8 protein-coding genes and 7 pseudogenes are annotated in these 11,138 nt (G+C 58.8%); 6 read left to right on the top strand and 9 right to left on the bottom strand.

All coding sequences use genetic code 11. From position 1 onward, the window contains the following. From BV390_RS30965 to BV390_RS32155, 5 genes and pseudogenes are all read right to left on the bottom strand, one after another. A pseudogene (locus BV390_RS30965) lies at positions 1-80 on the bottom strand (IS6 family transposase); the annotation flags it as partial. Between the two features lie 53 nt (positions 81-133). After that, a pseudogene (locus BV390_RS29220) lies at positions 134-454 on the bottom strand (TniQ family protein); the annotation flags it as partial. Next, entirely contained in the window at positions 451-1,359 is a 909-nt protein-coding gene (locus tag BV390_RS29215; protein ID WP_085397603.1) for a TniB family NTP-binding protein, read from the bottom strand. The pseudogene BV390_RS29220 and the gene BV390_RS29215, both read right to left, overlap by 4 nt. Positions 1,360-1,361: 2 nt before the next feature. Continuing rightward, positions 1,362-3,041, bottom strand: coding sequence for a Mu transposase C-terminal domain-containing protein (locus BV390_RS29210; RefSeq protein WP_000179844.1), 1,680 nt, complete (start codon positions 3,039-3,041; stop codon positions 1,362-1,364). Positions 3,042-3,115: 74 nt separating this feature from the next. Then, positions 3,116-3,181, bottom strand: a pseudogene (locus tag BV390_RS32155) (EAL domain-containing protein); the annotation flags it as partial. A gap of 548 nt (positions 3,182-3,729) precedes the next feature. On the opposite strand from BV390_RS32155, the gene BV390_RS29200 reads away from it, so the two are divergent. Continuing rightward, on the top strand, positions 3,730-4,098 hold the full coding sequence (locus tag BV390_RS29200; protein ID WP_085397602.1) for a DUF2513 domain-containing protein: 369 nt from the start codon (positions 3,730-3,732) through the stop codon (positions 4,096-4,098). A gap of 68 nt (positions 4,099-4,166) precedes the next feature. Here the strand turns inward: BV390_RS29200 and BV390_RS29195 are convergent, their stop codons facing one another. Then, positions 4,167-4,925, bottom strand: coding sequence for an abortive infection family protein (locus BV390_RS29195; RefSeq protein WP_085397601.1), 759 nt, complete (start codon positions 4,923-4,925; stop codon positions 4,167-4,169). A gap of 18 nt (positions 4,926-4,943) precedes the next feature. Next, entirely contained in the window at positions 4,944-5,411 is a 468-nt protein-coding gene (locus BV390_RS29190; protein ID WP_085397600.1) for a type ISP restriction/modification enzyme, read from the bottom strand. Positions 5,412-5,446: 35 nt separating this feature from the next. On the opposite strand from BV390_RS29190, the pseudogene BV390_RS29185 reads away from it, so the two are divergent. Then, positions 5,447-6,715: pseudogene (locus BV390_RS29185) on the top strand (IS1634 family transposase); the annotation flags it as partial. Between the two features lie 27 nt (positions 6,716-6,742). On the opposite strand, the pseudogene BV390_RS31730 reads toward BV390_RS29185, so the two are convergent. Together BV390_RS31730 and BV390_RS29180 are read right to left on the bottom strand one after the other, a co-directional pair. Continuing rightward, positions 6,743-6,883 (bottom strand): annotated as a pseudogene (locus BV390_RS31730) (IS5/IS1182 family transposase); the annotation flags it as partial. Positions 6,884-6,994: 111 nt separating this feature from the next. Next, positions 6,995-7,954, bottom strand: coding sequence for a LysR family transcriptional regulator (locus BV390_RS29180; RefSeq protein ID WP_224788382.1), 960 nt, complete (start codon positions 7,952-7,954; stop codon positions 6,995-6,997). A gap of 99 nt (positions 7,955-8,053) precedes the next feature. Here BV390_RS29180 and BV390_RS29175 point away from each other — a divergent pair, with 99 nt between their 5' ends. The 4 genes and pseudogenes from BV390_RS29175 to BV390_RS29160 form a co-directional block, all read left to right on the top strand. Beyond that, positions 8,054-8,797, top strand: coding sequence for an SDR family oxidoreductase (locus BV390_RS29175; protein ID WP_085397604.1), 744 nt, complete (start codon positions 8,054-8,056; stop codon positions 8,795-8,797). Between the two features lie 60 nt (positions 8,798-8,857). Next, positions 8,858-8,965: pseudogene (locus tag BV390_RS32025) on the top strand (metal-sensing transcriptional repressor); the annotation flags it as partial. A gap of 284 nt (positions 8,966-9,249) precedes the next feature. After that, positions 9,250-10,641, top strand: a complete 1,392-nt coding sequence (locus tag BV390_RS29165; protein WP_023205627.1) for an NAD-dependent succinate-semialdehyde dehydrogenase — start codon at positions 9,250-9,252, stop codon at positions 10,639-10,641. Positions 10,642-10,782: 141 nt separating this feature from the next. Continuing rightward, positions 10,783-11,138 (top strand): annotated as a pseudogene (locus BV390_RS29160) (IS1-like element IS1B family transposase); the annotation flags it as partial.

Here is an 11,138-nt window from a genome sequence, read left to right as displayed (position 1 = left end):
CTGATGCCGTATTTGCAGTACCAGCGTACGGCCCACAGAATGATGTCACGCTGAAAATGCCGGCCTTTGAATGGGTTCATGTGCAGCTCCATCAGCAAAAGGGGATGGTAAGTTTATCACCACCGACTATTTGCAACAGTGCCAGCTGAAATGCATAGGTTTCCAATGCGTCTGGAATCTGGTCATCAAGACTATCCAGTAGCCAAGGCACCCAGCCGGCGAAACTCATGCTGCGCAGCCGGTCCGGATCGATCCCGCTCCGCTGGGAAAGCATCGCCAGCAGCGACAGTGGTGGCGCGGTGTCCAGGTCATCGACCTGGCTGTGGCCAAGATCGTGCTCCAGCAGCTCGGGCAGTTCCATGTGATAGCAAAGGGCCACGCGGTTGAGCCATGAGGACAGCGCCTCGCCTTCTTTCGGAGCGGGATGCAGCGGCCAGCGCGGCGCGGGCTTCACATTAGTTCCCGCTCGAACTGTCGTCGCCGCTCGCTGGGGCCGGTGTAGTCGGCCATGCTGAGCGTGCGATGGTTGATCGCTTCCTCACCACTTTCCACGGCAGCGACAGCCGCCGCCATTAACAGGTGCGCCAGTTCGCCGATGGTGCCCTCGCTGCGCGTGAGCAGGTAGCGAGCCATATCCAGCGTGGCAATCGACGAGGGTCGCCGCAGCGGGAGCGAAGCCGCGAAGCTGGCCAGCAGTGAGCAGCAATCGTCGTTGGCCTCCCATACCGGCAGCAGCATCGGCTCGAACCGGTTCTCCAACTGATCGTCCGAACGAATGGCCAGGTAGGCGTCGCGTGTGCCAACCCCGACCAGCGGGATGCGCAGCTCGTTGCCGAGAAAGCGCAGCAGGTTGAGAAATTCCCGGCGGTTGACGCTATTGCCGGCCAGGACGTTGTGCAGTTCGTCGATCACCAGCATACGCACACCGACCTTGCGCAGCAGTGCCAGAGCCAGTTGCTCCATTTCCGGCAACCGTGGGCGTGGGCGCAGCGGCGCGCCCATCGCGGCGAGCAGCGCGACGTAGAAGCGGATCACGGACGGCTCGGACGGCATCTGCACGACCAACACTGGGATGTGCTCCTGGTCGGCGTCGGCGCTGGCCGGGTGGGTGCGGCGGAACTTCTCGACGATCATCGACTTGCCATTGTTGGTCGGGCCGACCAGCAGCAGGTTGGGCATGCGTTGCTTGTTTGGCCACGCATAAAGGGCTTCCAGCCGGTTCAGCGCCTCGACCGCGCGCGGATAGCCGATCCAGCGGTCGGCGCGAAGGCGCTGGACGCGCTCGTCCGCCGGCAGCCGAGCCAGCCCCTGCGCCGCCGGCAGCAGGTGGGACAGGTCGATGATGGGATATTCGTCCACGGCTACCACTCCTCAATCTGGTCGAACGGTTTGGCGGGTGGCAAGTTGTCTGCCTGCGGGTCGGCAATATCCGTATCCGGCGGAACGGGCTTGTCCGGCCGAGCTGATGTCTTGAGGTGCTGGCGGCGATCCGCGTCACGCCGCGCCTTGCGTGTGGCCTTCTGCGCGCTGGTCACAATCTCACGCATCTGGCCGATCATGCGGAACAGCGCCGACTCATCCACCTGTTCGCGCCCTTGCTGCCGCAGTTTCGCCAGCGCCTGCCGTTGTTCCCAGAGGGTGACAGCCGGATGCGACAAGGTACGGTAGGGAATTTCCAGGTAATGCTGTCCCTCCGGTTCCAGGACCCAGATACGGCTGATGTCGCGCGGATCGCGCCGGATCAGAAAGGACGGCCAGCGTTCACGCCGCGCAATCCACGGCTTGAGCGCATCGGCGTAGTAGTGGATGTGGTCGATGACAAAGCCGGTGCGGGTCAGCGTGCGCCGGAGGATCGGCAGAAAATCGACCAGGAACGAAGTAGCGCGTGTGACGACGGCCGGTACGCCGACACGCGCCACGGCCTCGGCCCAGCGCGCGGCCGGCGGTTGGAGCAGGCCGTTGTGCACCGAACCGTGGTAGGTGCCGACCGCCAATGTGAGCCAGCGCTCTAGCTCGCGCAGCGTCAGGGCGGCCTTGTTTTCGGAATCGTAGTCGCCGCGCTGGTCAGGGTTGGAGAAGGTCGTTCCCGGCAGTTCGTCGTGAATCATCTGCATCGCCGTGCCGATGATCCGTTCCACGATGCCGCCATAGTGCGGCTGTCCCAGCGGGCGATAGTCCAGCCGGATGCCATGCTGCTCGCAACCCCGGCGCAGGGCCTCGCTCTTGAACTCGGCCGCGTTGTCTAGGTAGAGCAGCAAGGGCTTGCCGCTCATCTGCCAATCCATTTCCACGTTCAGTCCTTCCAGCCAAGGGCGCTTGTCGCAGGCGACATGCACGAGGCACAGGCCAACCGAAACGGCAGACGGCGCTTCCAGCGTGACGACCATGCCGAGCACGCAGCGGGTGAACACGTCGATGGCGAGGGTCAGGTACGGGCGGCCAATAGGTTGCCGGTCGCGGTCATCGACCACGATCAGGTCGATGACCGTATGGTCTATCTGCACCTGCTCCAGCGGCGCGGTCACGGCAGGAGGCTCGCCGCCCACACCTTGTAGGTCACGAGCGGCATCCTGGCCTTCCCGCCGGCGGATGACCTTGCGCGGGTCAAGGCTAGCGATCCGTAAGGCCACGGTATTGCGCGCCGGCACTCGCAGTTTTTGAGCCTTGCACACCTGAGTGACTTCGCGGTGAAAGGCCGCTAGGCTGCGCTTCTGCTTGGTCAGGAACCGCTTTTGCAGTAGCTCGTGGATGACGCGCTCGACCGGTTCCGGCAAGCGCCCCTTACCTTTACCTCCACCGGACTGGCCGGGCACCAGATCCGTCACGAGGCCGCTGCCTTGCCGGGCACGCCGGATCAGAACGTATACCTGGCGCCGAGACAAGCCCAGCGCCTGAGCCGCCATATCGGCCGCTTCGTGCCCGACCGTCTCCGACTGCGCCAACGGACTGATGATCTCCGCACGACGGCGCGCACGCTCCCAAGCCTCATCAGGCAGAGTGGCCACGCCTTGTTCTGGAATCCGTGGGGTGTCCGTCGCCATGCTCACCTCGCTTTGGTGCACACGAGTATTGAGCATAGTCGAGATTGGTGCAGATCACTTCTGATATTGAACTGTCAGGAGCTGGCTGCACAACAGCCATTACGCCCAATCAACTGGTGCAGTCGTCTTCTGAAAATGACATAAATGCGCCCCTTCATTTTGGCCCACTCTAAAGCGCCCATTGTTACTAATTGACGCCCTGAAGTCCCAAAGGGCTTTACTCCAACTTGTACAGGTCGTGACGGCACACTGGCCTCCAACAACTGTTTGGCGGTCGTGACCACACCACTGTGCTGCGCCGTGGCAGCAAGATGGATTGATGTGTGGCAACGATCAGGTGTCTTCCCTTTTTTTGCGCCAGCGCTTCTGGAAAGGTTCTCGGGTGCAGCGCTCAACAACAAGGGGAGCACCCCTAGAAGAAAGGATCGTTGCGGATGGGAAGTCACAGGGCCTTGGCTCTAGTGATGGATCGTTTTACAGGCGCAGGCGGCATCCGCCTCGTTTCAAACCTTGAGACCAGACATGGCAGAAAAACTCGTCACTGAGATCGTTGCTCCCGCGATACTTGTTGTGCTGTCTCCGACACTCGTCATGCTTGGGAAGCGGCTGGTAGCATGGGCAGAAGTGAAGTTCCAAGGAAAGACAAAGTAGTGTCTCCTCAGGAGACACTTTCGGCATCGGAGGCTGCATGAAGCGTGACTGGGACGTGATCCGCGAAGTTCTGACAGAAATCGAGACAACCCCCTTATCGGAGCGCACCAATCTCACCTATGGAGTAGGGCCAGAGTACTCCGCGGAGGGCGCATCAAAAGGCGAGCATGCCCTCCTTCTATGGAAGGCCGGCTTCATCTCCGCCATCGACATCACGACCTACGGCGGACACGCGATCCTCTCTCCCGAATTGACCTGGCAAGGTCATGAGCTGCTGGACACCATCCGCAGCAAAGCTGTCTGGGAGCGAATCAAGACGATAGCGAAGGAAAAGGGAATCGAGCTAACCGTCGACAGCGTGAAGGCACTTGGTAAAGTGGCCCTGGACTGGGTACTTGCCAACTGAGATGTGAAGAACGCGCTCGGTCCAAGGGCAAGCAGAAACCACGTGCTCACAGAGTTTCACCTTGGCGGTTACGGGTTTCCGGCTTCGGACTTCGCGAGCCAAGTTTCGATGACGAACAGGGCGACCGTACCCGCGAGGTTCACTGCGAGCTGTGCATGCCTCGGCGCCGGGCGCACTGGTTTCTTCCCCTGGCCGTGGGCGTCCCCTAAGCGGTTCCGCATAGCGCCGAGACCGTGGACAACCGAGGTCACGCCGCCGAGGATCTGCTTGAAGACGTCCTGGGTGTGCTGGTCGGGCGCGAGGTTCAGTTCCTTTGCCACGAGCCTGTAGAGGTCCGGAAGGTCCGCTCTCCCTTTCTCGTACGCCACGCCGGCCTCATCGAGAACGTGCTTGCAGACGGTCTCGAGCAGCGTCCTGGCCGACGTGATTGCACCCTCTGGATCCGATTCACGCCGTTCGAGGGCCTTCGCCCAGACTGCATGCACTCCGTCCGCGTCGAAGCTTTTCAGTCCCTCGGAAATCGGTGCATCAGAGGGCCTCGAGGCTTTGCCCTCGAGGTGATCGAGCAACGGCGCAAACGAACTCCATATGAGCTGCCTGCGTTCGCCGTACGTACTCTTCTCGTACTTGATGAAACCCCAGAACTGTGCGAGGTCACGACATGTCCGCACGAAACCTGGCAACTGTTCCGCCACCTCCCGATTATCCAAAAGCGCTCGGCGAACAGTTTGGTATTCGCCGTCGTCGGCCTTACTCCCAGTTGCGTGCGCGATTAGCAGATTCTGGAGGTACTGCACTCTCTCGAGGTCGGTACTAAGTTCATCCATCGTGTCTTCGGTACCCGCCTACGCCACATGCTCATTGAGCGTAGGCAGCCCCCGGATTAGCCGCACGCTCTCCAAACTCACCCGCACGATCCGCTTGAGCAGATCCACAATGTACCGGGGGTCCTCCGACCACTGGTTCGGGTCGTTCTTGATGCCCGAAGCCTTGTCGATCGTGACCTGGTAGCGCTCCATGATCCACTCGATCGCCGGCTTGCCGTTGACCACGTACTCGTAGGCCTCGAGCGGAATGTCACGCAGCACCAGGTGCGGGTTGTAGACGATGACGCTCTTGTCGGGCTTGCCGTCCTTCTTCCCGAAGGTCATCTTCGTCACCAAGTAGTCGTCCGGCTCCATCACCAGGCGTTTGGCTTCCTCGGTCAGCGGGAAGGGTTCGACCGTCTCGTAGTTCAGATGCCATTCGCCCAGCTGGCGGCCGGCGGCTGAGAACGCGTTGAAGTCCTCAGCGAAGGGAATGCGTGGGAGCATTTTCTTGAGGTCGGCCGCGAAGCGCTGCTTATATGAAGGCGGTCACCCACCAGCAGTTGCTGCGCAGCCTCGATGCGCTGATGGATCATCAGGACGAGGTCGATGCGGTGGTCGCCGGGCTGCTTCGCCCGCTGATCGACCAGGATCTGTCGGTGGTCTTCTACGACCTGACCACGATTCGAAGCGAAGGACTCAGCCAGCAGGCCGATGACGTGCGCCAGTACGGCATGGCCAAGGAGGGGCTGATCGCCCGCCAGTTCATGCTCGGCGTGGTGCAGACCGCTGAGGGGCTGCCGATCTACCACGAGGTATTCGACGGCAATACGGCCGAAACCCGAACCTTGCTGCCCACGCTCACCAAGGTGCTCGAGCGTTTCCCGTCGGTGCAGCGCCTGGTGCTGGTCGCCGACCGGGGGCTGCTCAGCCTGGACAATCTGGAGGCGCTGAAAGCCGTGCGCCTGGCCAGCGGCAAGCCGCTCGAGTTCATCGTCGCGGTGCCGGGCCGGCGCTACAACGAGTTCATCGAGTTGCTCGAGCCCTTCCACGAACAGCAGTGCGCCACCGCCATGCAGGAAGTCATTTCGGAGCACGCCTGGAACGATCTGCGGCTGGTGGTCGCGCACGACCCGGTAACAGCGGCTGCCAAGACCGGGCAGCGCAACGAGCGCATCGACGCGCTGATCCGCCAGGCGGACCAATGGTCGGGCAAGCTCACCGAGCAGGACGAAGGCGTGAAGCACCGGGGGCGCAAGCTCTCGGATAGCGGCGCCAAGGCGCGCTTCTACCATGCGGTCAGCGAAGCGCACCTGTCGCGCATCATCAAGGTGGATCTGGGCGAGGAGCTCTTCAGCTACCACATCGACGACAAGGCGAAGCGTCTTGCCGAAATGATGGACGGCAAGCTGCTGCTGGTGACCAACGCCGAGGGGCTCGCCGCGCAGAACGTGCTTCAGCGCTACAAGTCGCTCGCCGACATCGAGCGCGGCTTCAAGGTGCTCAAGTCCGAGATCGAGATTGGCCCGGTGTATCACCGCCTGCCCGAGCGGATTCGCGCCCACGCGTCGATCTGCTTCATGGCGCTGATCCTGCATCGGGTGATGCGCAGCCGACTCAAGGCGGCGGACGCGGGCTACACGCCCGAGCGGGCGCTCGAGCAACTGCAGCGCATCCAGCATCACCGCGTGCGCCTGAACGGCGGCGAGCCGGTGGCGGGGGTGTCGACGCTCAGCACGGAGCAGAACGGGGTGCTTCATGCATTAGGAATCGAAAAGCCAGCGGCGCCGGAGCAGTTAGCGCTGTTGTAGTGGCATTTTTGAAAGTGCGCTCTAGCAAAAACAAGCACTTGCGATCTTAACTGTCGAACTCGGGAGGCACTGGTCGATGCTGCGCAGGAGATGTTGGGCCGGGACGTGATCTTCCAGGTTGAACGAGTAGAACAAGCGCTGCTGTCCTCCCGGTAACTGTCCCATCATGCTGTTCGCCCCCACGCTCGCTGACAACGCAATTTTGCCAACGGCATGGGAAGGCCGCTACTTTTTCAACAGAATCGGCCAAAAGCGGACGATTGCTGGCAGGTATTCAAGCTATGTCCCCAGGCCCTGGGGAAATAGCTTGGGGTTTGAGAAAGCCTGCTTAAGGTGGTCGTACACCAATCGCACCCGCTTCGATACAGGACCCTGCTGCGGGCGGTATATGAACAGATCCCATGGTGCTGGAGCGTGATCAGCCAAAACGGCAACCAGCTTTCCTGACCGCAGATGAGGCTCAGCCAGATAGGCAGGAATTTGGCCAAAACACATGCCTGCCAGGGTGGCTTCCAATTCCGTATCTGGATCATCACAGATAAGCGCTGGCTGCCTGGGCGCGAACGTTTGCCCGTCGGCAAATAGCCAAGGCCAAGGGCGGCCATTTTTCCGGTCGATCAGGACTGAAAGTGGCAGCTTAGCTAAAGCATCCAAAGATTCAGGTGGTGTCTTTTGGCCTATGAGAGACGGGGACGCGACAACGTAAAACGGCACGGGAGCTAAGGCACGTGCAACGTAGCGCCGGTCGCGAATAACCCCCACCCTGATACCAATATCGATATGCGCCTCAACAGCATCAGTCATCTGATCTTCCAAACGGAGATCGAATTGCAGGTCAGGATGTGCAGCGGCCAGGGGCTGAAGAAACGGTATTAGGAAGCGCCTGCCAATAGCATGTGGAGCCGTAATCCCCACCCTACCTGACAGCTCAGGCTCCGTCCTGTGCGACCGGAATAGCGTATCGAAATGATCCAGAGCTGACCTGGCATCTTTGGCGTAATTCTGACCGAAAGCAGTGATGCTCACCTGGCGGGTATTGCGGTGGAACAGTGATTCGCCAAGCTCAGTTTCCAGGGCTTGAATGGCTCGAGTCACCCCTTGTGGGGAGATGCCTAATCGAGTTGCCGCTTCGCGGAAGCTACCTGCCTCTGCTGCTGTGCAAAAAATCCTAACCATCTCCATGCGGTTAAGCATGTTGCCCCTCCCATTTATTCCATTTTCAGGAATAGCATAATCCAATCATTTTCATTTATTGAGATCAATCATGGGTCTAAAGTTTGCGCACTGCCAGGTTAACCAACCATGGCGAAGTATAAAACCACCGATGAGGTTCTCAGCATGAGCAATAACATTTCTGGAAAAGTTGTCGTTATCACCGGTGCCAGCAGCGGCCTGGGTGAGGCTACTGCACGCCACCTTGCTGCGCTTGGCGCTCGCGTAGTGCTGGCTGCGCGCCGCAAAGATAAACTCGACGCATTGGTGGCTGAGCTGACCAATGCAGGTGGTCAGGCAATCGCGTATCAGACCGATGTCACCTCTCAGGAAGAGGTCAAAACGCTCATTCAAGGTGCCGTGGATACCTTCGGTCGCATTGATGTACTGATCAACAATGCCGGACTGATGGCGATTGCACCGCTCAGCGATACTCGCACTGACGAGTGGGATCGCATGATCGATATCAACATCAAGGGTCTGCTGTACGGAGTCGCGGCTGCATTGCCAGTCTTCCAGAAACAAAACAGTGGTCACTTCATCAACATCGCATCGGTTGCAGGCCTGAAGGTGTTCAGCCCAGGTGGCACCGTGTACAGCGGCACCAAGTTTGCTGTGCGGGCTATCTCCGAAGGACTGCGTCACGAAGTCGGTGGCAGCATCCGCACCACGACTATCGAACCGGGCGCCGTGGACTCCGAACTGAAATTCGGCAGCACCCACCAACAGAGCCGCGATTTCGTAGTGGACTTCTACAAGCATGCAATTCCCGCCGAATCGGTCGCTCGAGCTATCGCCTTCGCAATTGAGCAGCCTGCTGACGTGGATATTAACGAGATCGTTCTGCGCCCAACCGTGCAGGAATTCTAATGAGTTGAGGGCCTGACTCTTCGGCGTCAGGCCCCGCTTATCTGGAGTGAAAAGCGGTGAGTGCCACATGGCCCGGAAGAAAAGAAGCAAGCGCTCGATGCAGGTGCTGAATGCCCTGCAATTCTTCAGCAGCTTGCAGCTGTTCGTGGGGCTGACAACGGATTGATGAGGGGTCAGTTTGGATATAGAGAATTATTGTACGGTAAGCCTGTTTTTTGAACAGACTTACCTATGGCAATAGGGTGTACTCCCGCGCTATACGGCATTTTCAGAGGTTTGACCTTAATCGGATAACCTAAATGCGATACTGCAAGAGCGACAACTTAAAAGCGATAGCCACTGACGCAAAATCAACCCCTTACGAACCAAGATTGGTTAAATAATGCGCTTAACGTACAAAAATTTCCGATCTCCAAACTGACCCCTATTACTTGCAACGCTGGGAGGAACACATGACATATGCAACGATCAATCCCTTCACGGGAGAGCTCATCAAAGAATTTCCCAATGCCACTGATGCCGAAGTCACAGAGGCAATTGAATCGGCCCACCAGGCCTTTTTGAGTTGGCGCAATACCTCTTTTGCCAACAAGGCTGAAATACTCAATCGGGCTGCAGCCCTGCTCAGAGACAGCAAGCGCCGCTATGCAGAGCTGCTGACCCTAGAGATGGGTAAAGTCATTGGAGAGGCCGAGGCCGAAGTAGAACTGTCGGCGCAGATCCTCGAATACTATGCCGAGCATGCCGAGAGACTGCTGGCACCGCAGAAACTGCCTGTGGCCGATCCCGCCGAAGGGGAAGCGCTGCTGGTCAATGAACCTCTTGGGGTCTTGCTGGCCATTGAACCCTGGAACTTCCCCTATTACCAGATAGCCAGGATCTTGGCTCCGCAACTTTCTGCCGGCAACACCCTGCTGCTGAAACACGCTTCCAATGTGCCTCAGTGCGCCGCCGCTTTTGAGAGCCTGATGCGGGATGCCGGACTGCCACAGGGCGCCTTCCAGAACCTGTATGCTACCCGGGATCAAGTCGAGCAGATCATCAACTCACCCAAGGTACATGGCGTGGCTCTGACCGGCTCTGAAGGTGCAGGCGCCGTTATTGCCTCTCAGGCCGGTAAGGCGCTGAAAAAATCCACTCTGGAGCTGGGCGGCTCTGACGCCTTTATCGTGCTGGAAGATGCCGAGCTTGAGAAAACCATAGATTGGGCGGTATTCGGCCGTCACTGGAATGCCGGTCAGGTATGTGTTTCATCCAAACGGATGATCCTGGTGGAAGCCATTTATGACAAGTTTATGGAAGGCTATACCAAAGGCGTAGCCGCGCTTAAAGCCGGTGACCCTATGGATCCGAACACGACTCTGGCGCCCCTGTCTTCCCAGGGTGCTGCCGATGAAGTGAAGCAGAAAATTCGTGAAGCGGTTGAGCATGGTGCCACAGCTACCGAAGTTGGTCCCAAAGTGCCGGAGCAAGGCGCTTTTGTACAGCCGACCATACTTACCAATGTGACCCCGGACAACCCGGCTTACTATTGGGAGTTCTTCGGCCCTGTCTCCATGATCCTCAAGGCAAAGGATGAACAGGAAGCGATTGCCATTGCCAACGATTCGCCCTTCGGCCTCGGTGGCTCTGTGTTCACCGCCGATGAACAGCGCGGTCTGGCGGTAGCCAAGCAAGTCTCTACCGGGATGATGTTTGTCAACCACCCCACCATGGTTAAGGCTGATTTGCCCTTTGGCGGCATCCGCCGCTCCGGCTATGGTCGTGAACTGATCGACTTAGGCCTGAAAGAGTTCGTCAACCACAAGTTGATCAACGTGGTGGATATCAACGCTCCCTTCTGATCGCGCTTGAAGCATATTTAGTTCGATAAAGACCCGAGCACCTGGCCGGGTCTTTTATCGCCACAGTCAAATCGACTGGCAAACTGGGTGATGCTGCCAACTTACTGATTTAGTGTATGATGGTGTTTTTGAGGTGCTCCAGTGGCTTCTGTTTCTATCAGCTGTCCCTCCTGTTCAGCTACTGACGGGGTGGTGCGTAACGGCAAAAGCACTGCCGGACATCAGCGCTATCTCTGCTCTCACTGCCGTAAAACATGGCAACTGCAGTTCACTTACACCGCTTCTCAACCCGGTACGCACCAGAAAATCATTGATATGGCCATGAATGGCGTTGGATGCCGGGCAACCGCCCGCATTATGGGCGTTGGCCTCAACACGATTTTCCGCCATTTAAAAAACTCAGGCCGCAGTCGGTAACCTCGCGCATACAGCCGGGCAGTGACGTCATCGTCTGCGCGGAAATGGACGAACAGTGGGGATACGTCGGGGCTAAATCG

The sequence above is a fragment of the Klebsiella sp. YJ genome (assembly GCF_002108615.1).
Classification (GTDB): domain Bacteria; phylum Pseudomonadota; class Gammaproteobacteria; order Enterobacterales; family Enterobacteriaceae; genus Klebsiella; species Klebsiella planticola.
The sequence above is the reverse complement of the archived record's forward strand: the minus strand, read 5'-3'. Positions and strand labels throughout refer to the sequence as shown.

What these genes read in the sequence shown, in the direction of transcription:
- BV390_RS29210 (WP_000179844.1), bottom strand. Translation starts at nt 3,041, where the DNA reads ATGGCGACGGACACCCCACGGATTCCAGAACAAGGCGTGGCCACTCTG.
- BV390_RS29200 (WP_085397602.1), top strand. Translation starts at nt 3,730, where the DNA reads ATGAAGCGTGACTGGGACGTGATCCGCGAAGTTCTGACAGAAATCGAG.
- BV390_RS29195 (WP_085397601.1), bottom strand. Translation starts at nt 4,925, where the DNA reads ATGGATGAACTTAGTACCGACCTCGAGAGAGTGCAGTACCTCCAGAAT.
- BV390_RS29190 (WP_085397600.1), bottom strand. Translation starts at nt 5,411, where the DNA reads ATGCTCCCACGCATTCCCTTCGCTGAGGACTTCAACGCGTTCTCAGCC.
- BV390_RS29175 (WP_085397604.1), top strand. Translation starts at nt 8,054, where the DNA reads ATGAGCAATAACATTTCTGGAAAAGTTGTCGTTATCACCGGTGCCAGC.
- BV390_RS29165 (WP_023205627.1), top strand. Translation starts at nt 9,250, where the DNA reads ATGACATATGCAACGATCAATCCCTTCACGGGAGAGCTCATCAAAGAA.